The organism is Tenacibaculum sp. TB-53 (genome assembly GCF_059716285.2).
This window is the reverse complement of record NZ_CM202790.1, coordinates 1,175,195-1,195,247: the sequence shown is the minus strand read 5'-3', so window position 1 is coordinate 1,195,247 and position 20,053 is coordinate 1,175,195. Positions and strand designations below refer to the sequence as shown.

Annotated in this window: 20 protein-coding genes; 1 reads left to right on the top strand and 19 read right to left on the bottom strand. The window is 33.8% G+C overall.

What is annotated here, in order from left to right:
* Positions 1-89: 89 nt before the first annotated feature.
* The 5 genes from AC3VJB_RS05395 to AC3VJB_RS05375 form a co-directional block, all read right to left on the bottom strand.
* Positions 90-1,226, bottom strand: a complete 1,137-nt coding sequence (locus AC3VJB_RS05395; protein ID WP_167713715.1) for an alkene reductase — start codon at positions 1,224-1,226, stop codon at positions 90-92.
* A 99-nt stretch (positions 1,227-1,325) separates the two neighbouring features.
* A complete protein-coding gene (locus AC3VJB_RS05390; protein WP_167713716.1) occupies positions 1,326-1,712 on the bottom strand; it encodes a cupin domain-containing protein in 387 nt (128 codons plus the stop codon).
* 10 nt (positions 1,713-1,722) lie between these two features.
* Positions 1,723-2,235, bottom strand: a complete 513-nt coding sequence (locus AC3VJB_RS05385; protein WP_167713717.1) for a GNAT family N-acetyltransferase — start codon at positions 2,233-2,235, stop codon at positions 1,723-1,725.
* A gap of 9 nt (positions 2,236-2,244) precedes the next feature.
* Positions 2,245-2,409 (bottom strand): hypothetical protein, encoded by a 165-nt coding sequence (locus AC3VJB_RS05380; RefSeq protein ID WP_167713718.1) that lies wholly within the window; start codon positions 2,407-2,409, stop codon positions 2,245-2,247.
* 10 nt (positions 2,410-2,419) lie between these two features.
* Positions 2,420-3,403, bottom strand: coding sequence for a polysaccharide deacetylase family protein (locus AC3VJB_RS05375; protein ID WP_167713719.1), 984 nt, complete (start codon positions 3,401-3,403; stop codon positions 2,420-2,422).
* Positions 3,404-3,502: 99 nt separating this feature from the next.
* Here AC3VJB_RS05375 and AC3VJB_RS05370 point away from each other — a divergent pair, with 99 nt between their 5' ends.
* A complete protein-coding gene (locus AC3VJB_RS05370) occupies positions 3,503-4,342 on the top strand; it encodes an AraC family transcriptional regulator (protein WP_159491276.1) in 840 nt (279 codons plus the stop codon).
* 218 nt (positions 4,343-4,560) lie between these two features.
* Here AC3VJB_RS05370 and AC3VJB_RS05365 read toward each other — a convergent pair whose 3' ends face one another.
* From AC3VJB_RS05365 to AC3VJB_RS05300, 14 genes are all read right to left on the bottom strand, one after another.
* Complete coding sequence (locus tag AC3VJB_RS05365) at positions 4,561-5,202, bottom strand: DUF6266 family protein (RefSeq protein ID WP_497666869.1); 642 nt, start codon at positions 5,200-5,202, stop codon at positions 4,561-4,563.
* A 177-nt stretch (positions 5,203-5,379) separates the two neighbouring features.
* Entirely contained in the window at positions 5,380-6,036 is a 657-nt protein-coding gene (locus AC3VJB_RS05360) for a DUF6943 family protein (protein WP_497666868.1), read from the bottom strand.
* 858 nt (positions 6,037-6,894) lie between these two features.
* Positions 6,895-7,947 carry an ArsO family NAD(P)H-dependent flavin-containing monooxygenase gene (locus tag AC3VJB_RS05355; protein WP_497666867.1) on the bottom strand — a complete coding sequence of 351 codons (1,053 nt, stop codon included), beginning with the start codon at positions 7,945-7,947 and terminating at the stop codon, positions 6,895-6,897.
* A gap of 9 nt (positions 7,948-7,956) precedes the next feature.
* A complete protein-coding gene (locus AC3VJB_RS05350; protein WP_320230589.1) occupies positions 7,957-8,298 on the bottom strand; it encodes a heavy-metal-associated domain-containing protein in 342 nt (113 codons plus the stop codon).
* A gap of 13 nt (positions 8,299-8,311) precedes the next feature.
* Complete coding sequence (locus tag AC3VJB_RS05345) at positions 8,312-8,668, bottom strand: hypothetical protein (RefSeq protein ID WP_497666866.1); 357 nt, start codon at positions 8,666-8,668, stop codon at positions 8,312-8,314.
* 3 nt (positions 8,669-8,671) lie between these two features.
* The gene (locus tag AC3VJB_RS05340) at positions 8,672-9,646 is read right to left on the bottom strand and encodes a permease (protein ID WP_497666865.1); all 975 of its coding nucleotides are present in this window, start codon (positions 9,644-9,646) and stop codon (positions 8,672-8,674) included.
* 1 nt (position 9,647) lies between these two features.
* The gene (locus tag AC3VJB_RS05335) at positions 9,648-9,893 is read right to left on the bottom strand and encodes a thioredoxin family protein (protein WP_497666864.1); all 246 of its coding nucleotides are present in this window, start codon (positions 9,891-9,893) and stop codon (positions 9,648-9,650) included.
* 117 nt (positions 9,894-10,010) lie between these two features.
* Positions 10,011-10,619, bottom strand: coding sequence for a sigma-70 family RNA polymerase sigma factor (locus AC3VJB_RS05330; protein WP_497666863.1), 609 nt, complete (start codon positions 10,617-10,619; stop codon positions 10,011-10,013).
* Between the two features lie 17 nt (positions 10,620-10,636).
* Complete coding sequence (locus AC3VJB_RS05325; protein ID WP_497666862.1) at positions 10,637-12,736, bottom strand: Piwi domain-containing protein; 2,100 nt, start codon at positions 12,734-12,736, stop codon at positions 10,637-10,639.
* A gap of 48 nt (positions 12,737-12,784) precedes the next feature.
* Positions 12,785-15,934: a type I restriction endonuclease subunit R gene (locus AC3VJB_RS05320; protein WP_497666861.1), complete on the bottom strand. Its 3,150-nt coding sequence runs from the start codon at positions 15,932-15,934 to the stop codon at positions 12,785-12,787.
* A gap of 2 nt (positions 15,935-15,936) precedes the next feature.
* Entirely contained in the window at positions 15,937-16,914 is a 978-nt protein-coding gene (locus tag AC3VJB_RS05315) for a bacteriophage abortive infection AbiH family protein (RefSeq protein WP_497666860.1), read from the bottom strand.
* Between the two features lies 1 nt (position 16,915).
* A complete protein-coding gene (locus tag AC3VJB_RS05310; protein ID WP_497666859.1) occupies positions 16,916-18,007 on the bottom strand; it encodes a restriction endonuclease subunit S in 1,092 nt (363 codons plus the stop codon).
* Positions 18,008-18,131: 124 nt separating this feature from the next.
* Positions 18,132-19,697, bottom strand: a complete 1,566-nt coding sequence (locus tag AC3VJB_RS05305) for a type I restriction-modification system subunit M (RefSeq protein WP_497666858.1) — start codon at positions 19,695-19,697, stop codon at positions 18,132-18,134.
* Between the two features lie 13 nt (positions 19,698-19,710).
* Entirely contained in the window at positions 19,711-20,001 is a 291-nt protein-coding gene (locus tag AC3VJB_RS05300) for a helix-turn-helix domain-containing protein (RefSeq protein ID WP_497666857.1), read from the bottom strand.
* Between the last annotated feature and the right edge of the window lie 52 nt (positions 20,002-20,053).

Sequence of the window (20,053 nt, the reverse complement as noted above, 5' to 3'; positions counted from 1 at the left end):
AATAGAAAACAAAGTATTGTGTATAATTACTACTTATAAAGTTTTGGGTAAGCCCCAACTCCAGGCTAGGGAGCTGGTAGCTTCAGGCTTTATTTTTCTTCAATAGTATCCATGCTTCCTTGTTTTAAAAAAGGATAATCTGTATATCCTCTAGCATCCCCACCACCAAATAACGTATTAGTATTAGTAATTTTGTTTAATGGAGCATTTAGTTTTACTCTTATCGGATAATCGGGGTTCGTTAAAAAATTGCGTCCAAACCCAATTAAATCAACCAGTCCTTTTTCTAATAAATCTTCTCCTTGTTCAGGTGTTTTATTTCCTGTAGCAATAATAGTTTTGCTAAATGTTTTACGTAGGTTCTCTCTAAATTCATTAGGAATTTCAGGAGCATCATCCCAATCTGCTTCACATAGATGTAAATAAGTAATTCCAATGTTTTCAAGTTCTTGAGTCGCAATCATTATAGTGTCTAATATTTCAGGATCGTTCATGTCTTTAAAACTAATAAAAGGGGAGAGGCGAACTCCGGTTTTTTCATGACCAATTTCCTGAGCAACTGCTTGAGTGATTTCGGTTAGTAATCGAACTCTATTATCTTTAGTTCCCCCATATTCGTCGGTTCGTTGGTTAGAATTACTTCTTAAAAATTGGTCAATTAAGTATCCATTGGCTCCGTGAATTTCAACACCATCAAAACCTGCTTCAATAGCATTTTTAGCTCCTGTTTTAAATTCTTCAATTACTTGATTAATGTCTGCTTTTGTCATTGCCCTAGGTTCTTCTACAGTAACAAAAGTAGCATCACCATTAGGGGCTCCATTAAAAATATAAACATTGGTGTCTTTGGCTGTCTTTTTAGAAGGAGCAATAGGTTGTAATCCGTTTACTTTAGAACTAGATACGCGACCAACATGCCATAGTTGTAAAAATATTTTACTTCCTTTTTTATGGACTTCATCAGTAATTAATTTCCAACCTTCAACTTGTTCTTGTGTGTAAATTCCGGGTGTTTTAGCGTAGCCTTTTCCTTGCAATGAAACTTGAGTAGCTTCAGATATAATTATTCCTGCTGAAGTTCTCTGTCCGTAATATTCAGCCATTAGTTCATTAGGAATATCACCAGGCTGTGAGCTTCTAGAACGTGTCATGGGAGCCATTAAAAATCTATTTTTTAATGTCAAGCCATTTTTATTATAGTGTTGATATAACTTTTTAAAAGCCATGATTTACAAAGTTTTAATTGTTTAATAGTATAAATTTACTACGGTTTGAAGATGTTTTTGTTGTATAATTTCATGTTTTACTTGTGAAAATACATTGTCTTATTCCACAAACTCTACAGTTGTAAAATGTAGGGTGGTAGTACCTATGTTTTCTAGATTATGTATAAAGTAGTTTTTAGTGCTTAAGTTATTAAAGTACTTAATATCATTAGGTTTATAGGATGTTTCAATTATAGAACCATTAGAAAAATAAGAACGAGAGTTACCCCTTGTATGACAAACATAAAAATAAGGTTTATCATGTTTATGAAACGGAAGACTTTTTCCGGGTTCCAATTCAATATGCCATATTTTAACATGTTTATTTTCTAATAATAATTGTTGTCCAATTTTATGACTATTAGCTCCTAATTGAATAGACTTTTTTAAGGATTCTGTCCAATGTACAGACCAATTACCAGCTGTGTTTATTGTTTCTACTTTCATAAGGAAGGTATTAGTTTATAGCATATAATAACCATTCTTTAAACTCATGCTTAGGAAGAATGATGTCTTTTTTAAAGATGAAACCTAATTTATTGAGTAACTTTTGAGAGCCAGTATTACTAGGACGTGTAATAGCCACTAGGTTTTGAATTCTGAATTCATTTATAGCTACTTCTTTTATTTTTGAAGCACTTTCAAAGGCATATCCTTTACCTTCAAATTGGGGTAAAAAAGCAAAGCCAAAATCAATTCCATCAACTCCTTCACGATCATAAAGTCCCACAGTTCCTATTTTTTCATTATCAGATTGTCTAATTACAGTATAGCTAGAGTATCCTAATTGCTTGAGTTGTTTAAGCATAACTGTTTCAATATATTGCTTTGCATGAGTAGTAGAAGTTATGTTTCTATCTCCAATGTTTTCAATCCATTTTGGAGTATTAAATAAGTTGAAAATAAAGTCGGTATCTTCAGTATTTGTCGGTCGTATGATTAACCTCTCAGTTTGATATTGTGAACTCATTTATTTTGATTATTTACGGAATGTTACTTGGTTTGTTTTATCAAAAACTGCACTTTCAGTATTCTTGAAGCCTTTTAATTCCCAATCTTTTTCTAACTGGAAAGGTAATTTGTTTTGCGCATTAATAATTGTTAGTGTACTAAGTAGAAGGTATAAATAGATTGCATGTTTCATGTTGGTATTCTTATTTGTTAAATTTTAATTCGGCGTTATCAATTGGTGTATTAGGATCGTTTATTACCATTTTAGCAATATCATCTTTACGCATAAACACTACACCTTCATGTTGTTTTGCATATTCAATGAATTGATTTACAACATTAACTACTGCTGGAGCACCTCCAATTCTATCGTGTAAACTCACACTCATCATTCTTCTTTTAGAGACTCCTTCTTTATAAAGTTGATTGAATTCTGTTTTTAGTTGGAATAAGAATTGATCTGGCGACCAGTTTTTACCAGCAATATTTACAATGTCGTTGTTACGCAACGTATAAGGCATTACAACAAAGTTTTTACCTCTTACTTTAGTAATGAAAGGCTCATCACGACTTACATCATCAATATGATATAAAAAGTCAAGTTCTTGTAAAACCTTAAGAGTGTTGGGGCTTCGGCGTAACCAGTTAGCATTGTATCCACGACCTCTTTTTCCTGTAATTGCTTCTACTGTGTCAATTCCTTTTTTAACAAAGGCAAGTTCTTCTTCGTAACTTAAATTCCACTGATCGTCCCAAGCAATTCCGTGAGCAGCTATTTCATGTCCTTTACTAGCCATAGCCTTAGCTATTTCAGGGTATTTTATTGCAGCTTCGCCTACAACATGAGAGGTTACTTTTATATTGTGTTTATCCCATAAATCCATCATTCGCCACATTCCTTCTCTTGCTCCATAGCGAAACCAGCTTTCAGCAGGCAAATCAGGATTTCCTTTAGGTAATGAGTTTCCTGAAAAAGGACTTTCAGCTCCTTCAGGTTGTCCTCCTGTTTCAAACTGCATTGAAAAAGAAATGACTAATTGTGCTCCGTTAGGCCAATAGCTTTTTTTTGCTACAGTTTTTGTTGAAGTAGAACTTATTTTACGTGTATTCTTTTGCTCTTTTTTACAAGCATTTAATGTTAAGCTTACCGCTATGATAACCAATGCTATAATGCTATTATTTTTCATTTTATATTGTTTAATTAACTGTTGTGACTGCAAAATTAGCAGCTATTTTAAGTTATGCTGTTGTATGAATACATTGTATATTTGTATAAAAACATTCTAATGACACAACGTTTTTATATTACCAAGAACTTAGATGTATTTGAGTTTGATGCAGAGAAGGAGTGGGGCTACCCAAGACATAAGCACCATTTTTTTGAGTTGACTTTTGTTTTAAAAGGAAGCGGAAAACATGTTTTAAACGAAAGTGTTATTGATTATAAAGAGGGAGATTTATTTTTTTTAACTCCAAAGGATGAACATGAGTTTATTATTGGTGAGCCAACAAAATTTGGAGTGCTAAAATTTACAGAACAGATGTTTTTAGAAAAGGCTACATTTTCTACAAGTACTTATTGGAGAAAGAATTTAGAGGCAGTAATTTTTCATCGAAACATTGTAGCTAAAAGTGTAATTAGTTGCGAAACAGATAAAGAGCAACTTTTTAGACTTTATCATTTGATAAAAAGTGAATTGCATAGTCCGTTAACTTACAGTCGTAATGTATTATCTGAATTGTTTGGAGCTTTGTTAATTATATTGTCGAGAAACTTAAAGTCTACATTAAAAAATAGTGGACATGTTTACGATAAGAATAAGGCAGATTTAATATTGACGTATATACGACAAAATGTACAAAATAAAGAACTTATAAAGGTTGATGTTATTGCAGAAACGTTTCATTTGTCACCAAACTATGTTGGTATTTTTGTAAAGAAACATACAGGTATATCCTTACAGCGTTATATAATGGAAACCAAAATAAAAATGGCAGAAAGCTTGTTAAAACAAAGTAGTTTAAGCATAGGTGAAATTGCTGAGAAAACAGGTTTTACAGACTCAAGTCATTTTAATAAAACATTTAAAAAGTACACGGGTAAAAATCCGAGCGAATATATTTAAATTCAATATTTTGTTGAAGAGTTTCGTTTCTTACTTCCCGATACAAAATGTAATGTGATACTGACTTTCAGTTAATTAGCTATCAATAGATACAAATAAGCAACAAAAAACATTGAAATACAGCTAATTAAGCACTAAATAAAAGAAAATCGTAGATTTCAAATATAAAAAAACCGCCCCTAAAAAAGGACGGTTCTTCAAGAAAACGTCAATCGCTATTAAGCAACTGTTACAGAACCTAAATAAGAGCTATTCGCTACTTTAGAGCCATCTTCTGAGATAAACGCTAAGAATACCTCAACATCTTCACTCGTGTATTCAGAAGGCACTGAAATACTTTCTGTTCCTGCTGACCTTGCTGGTCCAGCTGTGGTAGATACACTTTCTCCTCTTGTTGCATTGTAAAGCAAAATCATTGCTTTATCAGTAGCTAAGGCACTACCACTTCCAGAGTTATCAGTCCAGGTTATATCTACTGTAGCTGCACTTGGCGAAGAAGCAGCTCCACTATCAGCACCTGTAAGATTGCCACGAGTTACCAAAGAGTTTGCGTAGTCAATGGTAAAGTTTGGATAAGCTCCTGTGATTGCATTGTTCAAGTTGTAAGACATTGCAGCATTAAACTGAGTCATTCTGTTAGCATACAATTTGAAACCAACACGCAAGAAGTCTGTCATTGGTTGTAGAAAGCGAAGCACAGTTGAAAACTTTGAACGTTGGTCAACTTGTCCTTCGGTTCTTGGGTTCGCTACACTGGAAGGTTTAATTCTTAGGTAATCAATGCCCTTCCAAGTTCCACCGATTACATTCCCAACCTGTCCTGAGACACCACCGAGAATACCTTGATTAATTTTTCCCATCTTTTTTAATTTTTATGAGGTTAAACAAATGTTCGGACTTGGCACGGACTTGACTCGGCTTTGTCCTTTAATATCTAAGATACTTCAATAAGTGTACAGTAGTTAAGTCAGGGTTGCTGTTGCTTTTCTTTGATCTTTTTTGCACAAAAGAATTTGATTTTATGACAGATGCAGTGTTTAAACTGCACCTGTTTTGTTCATCAACTTATAGAAGATTGCCTTTTTGGCGGTATCAATCATTTTTAATGAAAGTTTGAGTTTTTCCTCATTTACTTCCAACAATTTCAAGTGATGAATTGACTGGTGAAATAACTGAGGATGTTTGCTTGCAATACATTCATTATCCCGAAGGTGCTTTTTCATATCTCCAATCGTGATGAATGGAATTACAGAACCTTTCAGGTAGTAATGGAAAGATTTAGACTTCCATAATCCGAAGCAAAGCCAATACATAAAATCCTTATCGGTTTCATTGGCTGTAATGCAGACAAAGCAATTCGGACAAGGTTCATTCAGCGGTTTTCCGCTATTCAATCCTTTATTCAGTATAAAGAAATGAGGTTCGGAGTAATTCTGGTTTAATCGGTGGGTTTTGATGCGAAACGTTTTCATATAGTGAGCCATTAAATATTTGCTCGCTACGCTTCGCACATTCATTTTTAAAAGAGAAAAGAAAAAAGGGAAAAAAAGAAAAGAGAAAGCTCTTGAAAAGGCGTGTTTGGGAGGGTTGTCAAGGTTTTTGGGAAAAATACAACCCAAAGGGTGGAGATTTTTTTCAAAACCCGTAGGGCTTGACCTTGATAATCCATTTGTGCGGTGGGCTTGTGCGGACACGCCTATCTTTGCTATTCTCTTTTTTTTGAATGTTCTTCAATATTTAAGGGCTTATGAAATCGTTTTTAAAATCTGTTTAATCAATCGGAATGTTGAATTGGAATGAGGAGTTTAATCGTGCGTAAACGCAGGTAAAAACAGCCTTGAGCTAATCGGCTGGACGAAGGCTGCAAGTAGTGAGGTACGAACGGATTGCGGACTTTGGACAAGCAACGCGAGCCGCCTGCGAGTGGAGCAAGGGTGGTACAAAAGGCAACCCTCTTTAGGGTGGTTTGTAGCTATGTGTGAAGTGGAACGTAGCCTTTTTGTAATTTTTCTTTACACAAAAAGGCGGAGTGCAACGGAACTTACACAAGGCTTACCGCTTTAATAGCCAGAGCGATAGCGGTGGCAAATCAATCAGTATTAAGCCGCAGCCCGTAGCGACCCGCAGGCGAGCAAAATTATGGGTAGTGGTTGGATTTTTTGCGACTGACTAGAGGAACGGAAGGAAGTGGTAAAAAAGACAAGGGAACTACCGTGACAACTGACAGAGGAACGCAATAAAAGTGACAAACTGCGTAGCTTTAGCGAAGCACCCGTAGGGCGTTATAGCTCTTTTTTTGACCTTTAAAAATTGAAGTATTCCAAAAAATGTGCTGTAATGGTTTGGCGATTTTATTTGCTGACGACCGAAGGCGGAACACCGCTTTACCTGCGTTTGGATGTGCGTGGGGAAAAGCAAGTGTAGGACTGAATGAATTGTAGTGCAACGGAAAGTAATGAAGGTCTTCTCTTGCTGAGCGTTGCAGGAAGTGGGTAATTGTAGTAAGTGAGGTACGAGCGAACGAAAAGTACCTACTGTAAGCAAATGGGGAGTTATGACAATGAATTAATTATTTCTTTTGCTGTAATTTTTGCAGTTTTACCAACGCCATAAATGGTTGCTGAAGCAAAACCTGTCCAATTACCATAACCCACTAACCATAAATTTGATTCTTTAACTGCTCGCGTATTTTTTGTTATAACTTTATCATTTACAATAATATTTAATTTTTTTAAATGGTTCAAATAAGGCCTGAAACCAGTACACCATATAATGGCATCAAAAGCTTCTTTACTACCATTTTGCCAAATAACTCCATTTTTATAGAATGAGAAAAATGGACGATAATCTTTAAATACATTACGTGTTAATCCTTCTTTCACACTTTCAACTTGTACAATATCACTCAAAGAAACTTGTAAAGTATTTGAAGTATTCTTTTTCTTAAGGTACTTTTCATTAGCTTGATTAAACAAGTAACGACCGTCAATTTCTTCTGGTAGAAATACAGGTTTTTCTAGTGTTACCCACTTTGTATAAGCTACTTTAGAAACTTCAGCTAAAATTTGAGCACCAGAATTACCCCCACCAACAACAATTACTCTTTTGTTTTTGAAAGGTGAATTATTTTTATAAACACTAGAGTGTATTTGCATACCTAAAAATTCATCAATTTTAGGGTATATAGGAATAAAAGGTGAACGAGCTGTACCTGTAGCACTTACTACAGTTTTGCTAACAAACTCTCCTCTATTAGTTTTTAACTTAAATAACTCTTTTTCTTTAACAACTTCTTCAACAAATGTACTTCGTTGTATTGGGAAATTATATCGTTTTTCGTAATTGGACAAATAACTCAAATATTCTTCCTTTGTAGGATATTCTTGTTTGGTTGTAGGCATTTGCCAACCAGAAAGTGAGCTATATTGAGAAGGTGAAAATAATTTTAAACTATCCCAAGTATGTAACCAAGAACCACCGGAATTACCTTCTGCATCTAGAATTAAATAATTTAGTTTACTTCTTTTTAAAAAATAAGCAACGGACAAGCCTGCTTGCCCGCCACCTATTATTATACAATCAAATATTTTATTAGGTATTGCCATAATAAGCCCTTACTTAATTTCTTTAATTACTTTATAAGGGGTTTTGTTAATGGCTTCTTTTACTTCTTTATCGGTAGATTTTGTACTATCGTACCAAACGGTTATTTGACCTTTTTTAGTGTTAGAAACAGCTTTAATAAAACCTTTAACGTTTTTCTTTAATGAATATTCTACAATTCCTGTACAACAAGATTGGGTGAATTTTTCTAATTGATACGTTTTTTTAACAGTATCAGAGATAACAATGTTTCCTTCAATTTTCTGATGAATATTTGTATCGTTATTATGGGTAAAAGCTAAGATATTTGTAGCAAATACTAGTGTTAATATAAGAGATGTTATTGATTTCATAATTATTAAATTTTTAAATATATGGCAGAATTAATATGATTAATGTTATAATGGCAACGCACCATAAAAACGTTTTTGATTGTAGAAATGATAATGATTTCTTTTGTTTAGTATCTAGTTTACTTATTGTCTCTTGACTTTCTATGGTGCAGCAAGCTTGTTCTTTTTTAGGAAAATATGCTCTATATAAATTGTAAGAAACTGCTATTAAACTGAATGCTATAAGATACGGTTTTATTGTTGCTAGCCATACCAATTGAGAAACACTTGCTCCTAACATTCCTGCAAAAGCCATTAATGGACCAACACAACAAGTGCAAGCGACTAATGCTACAAATACAGCACTTATGGATGATAAAATTGATTTCATAAATTAAAATATTAAATTAAAAACATAACCTGAGATAATCATTCCTATTCCGATGACTGAAAAGAAAGCAATGATTAGTTTTTTTTGCATCACTTTTTTCAAGAGTAAAGCTTCAGGAAGTGATAAGCCAATAGACCCCATCATAAAGGCAATAGCCGTACCTAATGGTACTCCTTTGTCAACCAAGGTTTCTACGACTGGTAAGACACCTACAGCATCAATATAAAGTGGTATTCCCATAATAACAGCAATAGGAACTGCAAAAGGATTGGATTTAGAAATGTATGTCTCAAAAAAGGATTGAGGCACATAACCGTGAATAAAAGAACCTATTCCAATACCAATAAAGATATATGGCACTAATTTTTTTAATGTACTTAAAGCTTCTTTATGTATTTCAGGAAACTTCTGTTTTAAAGACCTTTTATCTTCAATTGTTTTTTCAGTTTTAGAATGCAATTGTTTTAACCATTCTGCTATATGAGCTGACATTCCCATTTTATCAAGAATAATCCCACCTATAACACCTAAAACAATACCAGATAAAATATAAATTAAAGTAACCTTCCAACCATAAGACACCCAAAATAATACAATAGCTATTTCGTTTACTAAAGGTGAGGTTATTAAGAAAGATAATGCAATACCCAATGGAATTCTAGCTTGCATCATCCCTACAAATAAAGGAATTGATGAGCACGAACAAAAAGGGGTAATAGCACCTAATAAAGATGCTAATACATTGCCTAAACCTGATTTTTTATTTCGTTCTAAATAGTCACGTATTTTATCCATTGGTAAATAACTGGTTATGATACCCATAACGTAGGTTACTATCACAACCAATAAAGCTATTAAAATAAACGTGGCAATAAAGTATTGAAGGGCTGTTGCAAACAGCCCTGATTGGTCTAAACCTAATAATTCAAACACGATATAGTCTGAAAAACTAGATAATAATTCTGTCAACTTCTCCATATTATGCTGCTTTTAGTGCTGCGAGAAGTTCTGCCTCAGAATTAAATGACTTATAAGCGTGAACCTTACCGTTAATTACTAATGAAGGAAAAGACATTGTACCATAGACCATGGTGTCTTGCATTTCTGACAGTTCCTCAATAGTAATTGACAGATTGTTTTCTTGTGCTAATTTTTCTAATTGTTCCTTTATAGGGGAACCTTTTGCACAACAAGAAGAGTGTAAAATTTTAACTTCAGTGTTCATAATAAATATTTTTAATGATTAAACTTTATTACGAAGTCTGAAATCTTTTAAAAAAGACACATTTTTAGGAACAAAAAAAAGTATTTTTTTGATAGGTTACTTATAACCAATCATTTATCAATGGTTAATTAGTTGTTTTTTTTCTATTTTTTGTAATGGTGTACAGTGAGATTTTATTGTGCACGAAGAAAAATTACCTGATTTGTCATATTGAATATCACAACATTCTATAAATAGGGATTTTAATTTTTCTCTACCTCGCTGGATTCTCATTTTAGTTGCGGATAAACCAAGGTTAAGTTGTATAGCAATCTCTTTTTGAGGAATATTTTCAATATCGCTTAGATGTAATGGCTTCGCATATTTTTCTGGCAGCAAACCAATCATAGGGATGATAAAATCAGACTCTAAAATGGAAGAAACTGTATCACTAGAAATACTATTTTCTTTCCATTCTTCATCAAAATTAAATTCAATCTTGTTTTTATTGTAATAATCTGCAATGGTATTACGAGTTACTTGAAACAACCAAGCTTTGATATTATTAACTTCTATGTTTTTTTTATGAGACTCTACCAATTTGAGCATCACCTCTTGAACAATATCTTCAGCAAGGTTTATATCGTTTGTTTTCTTTATGATATAAGCTTTCAAGAATTCATAAAATTCTTGTACTACCTCATTGATGTTACAACATTCTTTATTTTTTCTTTGATTGTTATTCATTTTATTTATAATTAATACTACAAAAACCAAAGGTTATCTTTTCCAAATTCGGGTATTTCGTTACCGTCAAAGTGTGGTAGCATTTCTGCAACCATTTCAGGGTATTTAATGGTAACTGGTAAATTCTGTTGGCGAACTGATTTCCAATACATTCTACTGAATTGATATACTTGGTCTATAAGCTCTCTTACTGTCTTAATATCTTCAACCAATTCTTTTTGTGTACAATAGATTTTCAGTTTTATCGGGAATGGGAAACCATCATAAAAATTGAACTGGTTATTGCTATATCTCGTATTATTAAACAAGAGAAACTTGTTGTAACCTATATTGATGTAAGTACCGCTTAATGGCATTAAATCCTTCCAATTCAAATCAAAAGCAACAATATCAGAAGATTCGGTTTTATTAATAGATACTATGAATACTGGAATGCCTAATCCTAACCTTTTTAATCCATCTTCTATGGGTTGTAATTCGTCTTGGCTCATTGTTTTATAAAAATGAATTACCAAGCGTTTTATATCAGGGTTTAGGGCTGCATAGTCCTTTACTGATTTAATGATGGAACCCGCCAATTCTCTTGTTTGGTCTTGTTGGAAACACTCAAAACGGTTAAATCTTCCATTATTAGAGAAACTGAATGCACTTCCTATGTATTTAATATCGAAATCAGGGTTTTTAAACGCTCCTACACCAATTACCAATTCTTTCTTTATCGTATTATCTAAACGCCAAGGAATACCGTTTAATTTGGCTAATATGGCTATGGCAATGTTAGGTAAGCTAAAGTAATATTTGTCGTTGGTCATTACTTTTTCAGCATCTATTACCTGAGAGGGAATCCCTTTTTTGAGTAATAGCTCTTTCAGTCTGTAATAAATCTTTCTTTTGGACTTATCAGGTGAGTTTTTAGAAAACGGACTGATGTAAATGGCTATGTATTGAATATCGGGTTCAAAATGCTTTTCTGTTACTTTATGATAGATTTCAGACCAAGGATTTTCTCTATCCTCAAACATTATACTAAAGTCACTTTCTGTATAGTAAGGCGTATGAATGAATTTTGATAAACCTCCAAAGCCTCTTTCCGTACCTTTAAAAAAACCATCCATTTTCTTAGCTACCTGATAATCGTCTTTATGAAAAATGAAAAAGAAATGAATATTGGAAGTATCACTAAAATCAAAAGGACCGTGATTTTTCATACCGTTCATAGGAACAATATTGGTATTGCCTTCTCCGAACAATAACTGATTGCTATTGCTTTTAACTCTTCCCATTTTGATTTCTTCTACTGGTATAAAACCATTGGAATTGATAGGGATAAGCTTTTTAAATTCTTCGATATTTAGATAGGTGTTATAAAAGAAGTCGATAGCATCTTTAAACTTTTTGTATTTGTTTGATTTATCAGGTGCTTCTGTAGTTTCTCCTAAAGCATCACGAGTATTGAAGTTCCATACAGGGAATACTTGGTGGTATGCTCTTTTTCCTGCATTTGGTAATTCATTAAATTTATACAGTCCATTATCAAATATTACCCAATTAAATGCTTTTGGTGAAACGAACTCTTGTAGTTCATCAACCGATTGTTTATATACTTTGGAAATACCTTCAAAGGTTACAAGTAACTCCAGTTGTTTGGTTACTGTCTTGAACTGTACTTTAAGCGAATAGCGGTCGAATAAATTAAACTGTCCTGTTTTATCGTACTTCTTACTTGGTAGCCAAACTTCTGTATCTCTGATAAAATTAGGTTTGACCAAAAAGCCTTGCCCTTTGAAATATTCGTGTATTAAGTAGTTGTAGTACCGTTTTAATATGGAAACCGATAAAGATGAATTATGTATTCTAAATGATCGTTCTTCTCCGTTTTCATCTTCCTTCGTTTCGTAGCTTGGATTAACCGCTTTTGTAACTGGATAAAAATCTTCTACTTCTTTTGTAAATGATGTGTAATAATGCTTTTGTTCTCCAAACTTTTCAATAACCTCATCTGGGACTAACTTATGATACACTCTAGTTAGGTTTTCATCTTTTACGTTGGTAAAGTAGAGTGTTAGTTCTTCCTGAGGATGGTTGAAGGTTAGTATGTTGAAACAGTGATTTTGCATTAGTTTAATTGGTTTTATCGGTTCATATTCCAGTTTTAGGTTGGCACTCTATTTTGATTGATTATACTTTTTAAAATTCTCTGCTTGTTCAAAGATTTCTTTATACACCTCATCACGTTCTACTGGTGGATAGCCGTGTTCGTCTAAAAGAAGTATTAGACCTACTTTTAAGGCAGACTTAATGTCATCTCTCTTATTCCAATCAGGGAATTTTGCTTGACCATCAACCAAATTTTTAACTGATTTGGCTAATGCAATTAATTTATCTTCAGGATAGGTAAAATCATATTTTACGCACAAATCCTTTAGTATGTCATAAAATGCTTTTTCTTCAAAATCAATCCCTAAATCATCACCTGCTTTAAACTCTTTGTAGACATCCCAAATAAGGTTGGTTAATTGCTCCGCCATTTCTTCATACACTTCACTTCTTAGAATATCATTTTCATCACGTTCATTGTACTTCTGAACCAAGGATTCCATTTTCTTAGAGAAGTCAACTCCTTTAACTTTATTGACTTTCTTCATTTCACCAATGGCACGAGCAAGAAGCTGTTGTAGTAGCTTAATCTTTGTATTGGGTAATTTGATTTTATCGATTTTGGCTAAGTAGTCTTCATCAAAGATGTCCTGCTCTTTCTCAGTTTCTTCGCCCATCTTAAATATCTCATCAACACCATCACTTTGTAAGGCGTTTTTAATCATCTCTCTTACCCTGGCGTTCATTTGAGCAGTGTCAGGTGCATCACCTTTAGTCAATTTGAAAACAATAGACCGAACAGCTAAATAGAAATGAGTGTAATCTCTTTCTTCCTGTGTTAATTCTTCACTTCCAGCACATATATCATAAGCTGCTTTAAGCCTTTTAACCAAGCCCATAAAGCGAGTTTCCATTTCTTTGGTCAACTGTACAAATTCAGCTGCCATATTGAGTGTATTCAACTGGTCTAATGCTGAACCATTAAAGTATTTTGAACTATCAAATTTGTGTAGAAGCTTAGCCAATAAATCCAGATGATTTCTAACCACTATTAAGGATTGTTGGATGTCTTCAAAATTATCTTTGTCGCCCTCTGAGTATTTTTTAAGGGCTAAATTCATTTGCTTCTTGATGCCTATATAATCTACAACCAAGCCTTTGTTCTTACCTTTAAATTTGCGGTTTACACGTGAAATGGTTTGGATTAAATTGTGTTGCTGAATTGGCTTATCTATGTAGATACTGTCTAAGAAAGGAACATCAAAACCTGTTAGCCACATATCGACTACAATGGCTATTTTGAAATTAGATTTTTCGTTTTTGAATTGCCTGTCTAATTCCTTGCGATATTCTTTAGTGCCTAATAAATCATATAATTCTTTTGGGTCGTCTTTACCACGAGTCATAATCATTTTGATACGCTCCATTGGTTTGATTTCCCTTTTGTCTTTCTCTGTTAAAACTGCTCCTTCCTCTGCTAAACGTACTTCATTCCATTCTGGCCTTAACTCAATAACATTCTTGTAAAATTCATAAGCAATATTGCGAGAGCTACTTACAAACATTGCTTTTCCTTTAATAGTAGCACCTTCTGAAACTCTGTTTTCATAATGCTGAACAAAATCAGCAGCCAATTCTTTTAATCTATCTGGGTCGCCAAGAATGGCGTTCATACTTGCAGATTGCTTCTTACTTTCTTCTACCTGATATTCATTTGCTCCAGCTTCCTCAGCTTCTTCATAATACTTCTCAATCTTTTCTAACTCGCTATTCTGTAAAGCTATTTTTGCAGCTCTACCCTCATATACAATACGAACAGTGATTTCATCCTTAACCGATTCTGTCATTGTATAGGCATCTACCACCTTACCAAACACGTCTAAAGTCGCATCTACTGGTGTGCCTGTGAAACCAACATAAGTGGCATTGGGTAACGAGTCGTGTAAGTACTTGGCAAAGCCATAGGACTTTTTTACACCTTTTTCGGTAACTCTAACCTTTTGGTCTAAGTTGGTTTGACTTCTATGAGCTTCATCAGAAATGCATATTACATTGGTGCGTTCCGTCAATAACTCAATATCTTCTGTAAACTTGTGAATTGTGGTTAAGAATACACCACCACTTGCACGACCTTGTAATAGTTCTCTTAGTTGTGCTCTGCTTTCTACGCTTGTTATCGTATCATCACCGATGTAAATTTTAGCATTGGTAAACTGTCCTGAAAGTTGGTCATCTAAATCGGTACGGTCTGTAATAAGGACAATAGTAGGATTCTCAAAATACTCACTCTTCATTAATAGTCTTGTGAGATATAGCATTGTATAACTCTTACCGCTTCCAGTTGCTCCAAAATATGTACCTCCTTTTCCGTCTCCTTTAGGTTTTTGAGCTTCTTTAATATTATCGTACAAGGCTCTTGCTGCATAATATTGTGGATAGCGACATACTATTTTTTCATCTTTTTTAGAGGTATCTGGAATGTAAATGAAGTTTTGAATAATATCCCTTAGCCTGTTTTGATGTAGCATTCCTTGAATAAGGGTGAACATACTATCTATACCATCTACATCTTTGGATAAACCTGAAATTCTACGCCACGCATAGTAAAACTCATAAGGTGCGAAAAATGAACCTGCTTTGTTATTCACTCCATCACTGATTACGCAAAATGCATTGTATTTGAATAGTTCTGGTATATCTCTTTTGTAACGTGTAGTTAATTGTACATAAGCATTATGAATGGTGCAGTTTTCTTTGATAGCTGTTTTAAACTCAAACACCACTACTGGTATTCCATTGACATAAATTATACCATCAGGAATACGTTTTTCTGTTCCTACTATTTCTAATTGGTTGACAAACTTGTAGGTGTTATTATTTTGGTTGGAATAATCGATTAAGTAAATCCAAATATCTTTTTGGTTGCGGTCTTCACGCTTGAAACTAAAACCGTCAGACAGCCAACGCATAGCGGTTTTATTGGTCTCGTATAAATCAGAAGAAGGCAAGGTTTTGAGTTGTAATACAATGGACTTTGCCTCTGTGAGTGTTAGGCCATTGTCTTTATATTGGTTTAAAAGAAATTCTATTAAATCCTCTTCAATTAATACCTCTTCAGAATTGCGGGTAATGGTATTGCCTAAGTAGTGAGGATAATCTTCATTACTTAATAATTCTATAAACGCTTCCTCTAATTTTGCTTCTGTAAATTTCCCCATACTTATAATTCACTTATGGTTTTTAGGTGTATTTTTTCTTCTGCCACACCTAAGGATTGTACTAATGCTTTTCTATTGGCTCGTTCTGATTCACGGTAATAGGACACTACCCAATCTTCATTACCATTTAGGTATTGCCTTAATTTACTGAAATAAGGCATATCTACCTCAGCTAAAGAATGACCTAAAACATACACTGTTTCTATATGATTGAGCTTTTTAAAAAACGAGTGTTTTTGGGCTATAACGTCTTCTGTTGGTTTAAAGGATTCTTTAAAGTAGCCACGTACTTCATCTTTTCCTCTTTCAATAGAATAGTCGTATTGGTCTGCCATCCACTCTTCCCAATATTCTCTTTCTTCAGGATCTTCGGGTGGTTGTTCTTCTTGCTTTTCAAATTCAGCAGGGTCTATGCCGTGACCTAAGATTAAGTCGTTGCCTTCACCAGCTTTGTTGTGTATGTACTCTATACTATCACGATTTACACCATAATAACGCTCTAATGTATGTGTATAATTGAAGGTTAGAAAAAGTGCATCTGTATTAATGTTTGCTAACTGGTCTGTTGACAATTCGGGATATTCTACATTATTGATAAATTCTTCAAATGCTTGTCGCATTTTTAATGTAGCCTTCTCAACAATGTTTTGAATGTAGATTTGAATATCATAAAGGTCTCTATCTCTATAATCATCACTACCATAGTTTGGGGTGTGTTCTGCGTGGTTTTCTAATAGTAAATCCCCATCCATTTGAGCTAAAGAAGCCTCAAACTCCCACCACATAGGGTCTTTTAAACTTTCTTCATCGTCTTCATCTAAATCGCCAAAACCATAGTACTCCATAAATACCTCATAAATATCACTATGCTGTTTTTGTAGAAACAAGCCAAATGAAGTGTACCAGGTGTCTAAGCTATGGTGTAAATCGAACCCATTACCTATGATATAGAGTGTTGTATGGTTTTCTTCTTTTTTCATTTTACAGTGCTACTTGTTCTATCATACTCATTTTGCTTAAAAGCATTATTCTAAATTCAGTAAGTGCTTTATTTTCTATTGTCAAGTTCTCACGATGTTTCATAATTTTAACAAAAGGATGTTTTGACATTACTGAATCTTTTGGTACGACTAAATTTATATTTTCTATAATCTCCTTACTCAAATTTGGCTGTGCTCCACCGATTGCCACACTTACTATTTCATCTCTATTCACTCTTAAATGATAGTATAAAAATGTTGCCTGAAATTCGTCATTACAAATCATCGCACAACAAGCTTGATTCGTAGTAGCGGGTATTTTTAAGTAGCCTACTTGTCCCTTTGTATCACCTTGACCATACATTGCTACTAAAACTGTATTAATTGGTAAAAGAGTTACAGGGCAATTTTTTAAGGCTAAGTCAGAAATATGTTCTTCAGAATTAATAAGCACGCTGTTTTTAAGCTCTCCAGTTTTAATCCAAGGGTGGTCATTTGAAGACCAGAATTCATTAGTGCTACGATTTGGTGTGCTTCCACTTTTCATTTTTAATGTATAGTCACTAATCTTTTTAACATCCCATCCTATTGGAATCTCCTTATCCAACTCATCATTATAAACCATCTCTCCACCAGACGATTTATAAGGCTTACCTTCTTCATTTGGAAATTCAAAATCCACAAACCAATGCTTATACAAGGCTTGTGCAGTTTCTTCCAGTTTATGGTTGAGTTGTTCGTTGAGTTTTATGCGGTTGGTAACGGTGTTATATTCTTTTACAATTTCTTGCTGTGTCTGTTTATCAGGAACTTTAATTTCGATAGTACATAAATCATCCCAAGAAATACTTCCTCTAACATCACCACCACTAATAAAACCTAAATATCTATCGGTTTCAGGTCTGCGAAACCACATCATTAAGTAATCGTCTAATAATTCATTATTATCTATTATTTCAAAAACATAATAGGCAGATGAAACAATAGAAGGAAAGTCTTTGGTGTAATAAGATACTGGTAGCTTTTTATCTCTCCCGACACTCATCAACTTACAAGCAAATTGACCTTTATTAACTACTTTATACTTTGACATATCTGCACCAACCGTATTAGCTACAGACGGAATAAAGCACTTATCAAGTGTGACACCAATTAAATTGGTAACTGATAAATCGGAATTTCGATTATTGACCTGTTGTATAAAATCACCTAATTTTCTATATCCCAATTTCATAACCTAAGTTTTTAAAGACTTTTAAAAGTTCTTTTTTCGAGTCTTCTTGTTTTTTCATAACATCAGATAAATCATTGGATATAGATGTCATTTTTGTATCAAAATCTACTTCTTCGTCTTTGTTTTTAAACTCAATGTATTTACTTGGAACTAACGAGAAATCCTTTTTTTCAATTTCTTCAATTGAAGCAGAATAGCAGTATTCAGGAATATTTTCGTAACCTGATTCCTTTTCTTGCCATTTATGATAAGTCTCTGCTATATTGTTGATTTGTTTGGCTGAAAATTGGATGAATTTTTTCTCAAAAGGTTCTCCGATTTCACGTAAATCCAAAAACAGAATTTCATCTTTACGTTCTCTCAAGTTTCGGGTTAAATCAGGTAATTTTAATGTACGTTCTGTTTTATTTTTATTTAAAATCCAGAGTGATACACTAATTGGTGTTGTATAAAACATTCTTTGAGGTAAAATGACAATAGCTTCAACCAAACCATTCTCTACTAATTTTCTACGGATTTTGTATTCTTCTCCTGTACCAGATAATGCACCATTAGCCAGAATAAATCCTGCTACACCATTTTCAGACAGCTTGCTCACCATATTCAAAATCCAACCATAGTTAGCATTGCTTTTTGGTGGTACATCATAGCCTTTCCAGCGTGGGTCGTCTATTAATTCATCTGCACCTCTCCAATCTTTTTGATTGAATGGTGGGTTTGCCATAATGAAATCGGCTTTTAAATCTTTGTGTTGGTCTTGAGCAAAGGTGTCGGCTGCTTTATCTCCCAAGTTTGCAGAAATACCCCTAATGGCTAAGTTCATCTTAGCTAATTTATACGTAGTGTTGGTATATTCTTGACCGTATATAGAGACCTCTTTCTTATTACCGTGATGATTTTCTATAAATTTGATAGACTGCACAAACATTCCGCCAGAACCGCAAGCAGGGTCATAGATAATGCCTTTGTAGGGTTCAATTAGTTCTGCGATTAGATTTACGATACTTTTTGGGGTGTAAAATTCTCCCTTTCCTTTTCCTTCTTTTAGAGCAAATTTTGAAAGGAAATATTCGTACACTCTCCCTACAATATCCTGACCTTCATTTTGAAGTGTGTCTATTTCATTTATTTTATCGAGTAATGACCCTAATTTAGATTTATCTAAACCTAAGCGAGAGAAATAGTTGTCGGGCAAAGCTCCTTTTAAAGAAGGATTGTTTTTTTCAATAGTATGCAATGCAGTATCAATTTTAATAGCAATATCGTCTTGCTTTGCATTTTTGCTGATGTAGGACCAACGGGAAATCTCTTCTAAGAAAAACACATTCTTCATATTGTAGAAATCTTTCATTTCCACATACTTCTCCTTACCCTCAGCAATGAGTTCCTGTCTTCGTTGTTCAAATTTATCACTGGTAAATTTCAGAAAAATCAACCCTAATACTACGTGTTTGTATTCTGAGGGCTCAACAGAGCCTCTTAATTTATCACAAGACTGCCAAAGGGTTTCTTCAATGTTTTTTGTCTTTTCGCTCTTCTTTTTAGCCATATAAAGCTGTTTCTTAATTTTTATTCGTCTTAATGTCTTTTTCTGCCATTTTTAAGGCTTGCAAAGCCTGTTCTTCATCTATAAGCACCTCTAACAGTTGGTCTGTAAGCCAAAGTGCTAATAGGTCATCTGCTTTTACTTTTAGTATTTCTGCAATCTTCAACACCTGTTCTCGTTTCGCTCTACGTTCACCACGTTCAATCTTGCTAAACATAGGTGTGTCAATTTCTAACTGTGCTGAGAGTTGCCGTTGTAATAAACCTTGACTTTCTCTTAGCTCCTTAATGCGATTACCTAATTTCATTTGCTTATGTCTATCAATTATTTGATGGTCAAATTCAAAATATTTACCCTCA

What these genes read in the sequence shown, in the direction of transcription:
- AC3VJB_RS05310 (WP_497666859.1), bottom strand. Translation starts at nt 18,007, where the DNA reads ATGTCAAAGTATAAAGTAGTTAATAAAGGTCAATTTGCTTGTAAGTTG.
- AC3VJB_RS05315 (WP_497666860.1), bottom strand. Translation starts at nt 16,914, where the DNA reads ATGAAAAAAGAAGAAAACCATACAACACTCTATATCATAGGTAATGGG.
- AC3VJB_RS05380 (WP_167713718.1), bottom strand. Translation starts at nt 2,409, where the DNA reads ATGAAACATGCAATCTATTTATACCTTCTACTTAGTACACTAACAATT.
- AC3VJB_RS05330 (WP_497666863.1), bottom strand. Translation starts at nt 10,619, where the DNA reads ATGAATAACAATCAAAGAAAAAATAAAGAATGTTGTAACATCAATGAG.
- AC3VJB_RS05335 (WP_497666864.1), bottom strand. Translation starts at nt 9,893, where the DNA reads ATGAACACTGAAGTTAAAATTTTACACTCTTCTTGTTGTGCAAAAGGT.
- AC3VJB_RS05370 (WP_159491276.1), top strand. Translation starts at nt 3,503, where the DNA reads ATGACACAACGTTTTTATATTACCAAGAACTTAGATGTATTTGAGTTT.
- AC3VJB_RS05390 (WP_167713716.1), bottom strand. Translation starts at nt 1,712, where the DNA reads ATGAAAGTAGAAACAATAAACACAGCTGGTAATTGGTCTGTACATTGG.
- AC3VJB_RS05300 (WP_497666857.1), bottom strand. Translation starts at nt 20,001, where the DNA reads ATGAAATTAGGTAATCGCATTAAGGAGCTAAGAGAAAGTCAAGGTTTA.
- AC3VJB_RS05320 (WP_497666861.1), bottom strand. Translation starts at nt 15,934, where the DNA reads ATGGGGAAATTTACAGAAGCAAAATTAGAGGAAGCGTTTATAGAATTA.
- AC3VJB_RS05350 (WP_320230589.1), bottom strand. Translation starts at nt 8,298, where the DNA reads ATGAAATCAATAACATCTCTTATATTAACACTAGTATTTGCTACAAAT.
- AC3VJB_RS05355 (WP_497666867.1), bottom strand. Translation starts at nt 7,947, where the DNA reads ATGGCAATACCTAATAAAATATTTGATTGTATAATAATAGGTGGCGGG.
- AC3VJB_RS05395 (WP_167713715.1), bottom strand. Translation starts at nt 1,226, where the DNA reads ATGGCTTTTAAAAAGTTATATCAACACTATAATAAAAATGGCTTGACA.
- AC3VJB_RS05340 (WP_497666865.1), bottom strand. Translation starts at nt 9,646, where the DNA reads ATGGAGAAGTTGACAGAATTATTATCTAGTTTTTCAGACTATATCGTG.
- AC3VJB_RS05365 (WP_497666869.1), bottom strand. Translation starts at nt 5,202, where the DNA reads ATGGGAAAAATTAATCAAGGTATTCTCGGTGGTGTCTCAGGACAGGTT.
- AC3VJB_RS05325 (WP_497666862.1), bottom strand. Translation starts at nt 12,736, where the DNA reads ATGCAAAATCACTGTTTCAACATACTAACCTTCAACCATCCTCAGGAA.
- AC3VJB_RS05305 (WP_497666858.1), bottom strand. Translation starts at nt 19,697, where the DNA reads ATGGCTAAAAAGAAGAGCGAAAAGACAAAAAACATTGAAGAAACCCTT.
- AC3VJB_RS05375 (WP_167713719.1), bottom strand. Translation starts at nt 3,403, where the DNA reads ATGAAAAATAATAGCATTATAGCATTGGTTATCATAGCGGTAAGCTTA.
- AC3VJB_RS05385 (WP_167713717.1), bottom strand. Translation starts at nt 2,235, where the DNA reads ATGAGTTCACAATATCAAACTGAGAGGTTAATCATACGACCGACAAAT.
- AC3VJB_RS05345 (WP_497666866.1), bottom strand. Translation starts at nt 8,668, where the DNA reads ATGAAATCAATTTTATCATCCATAAGTGCTGTATTTGTAGCATTAGTC.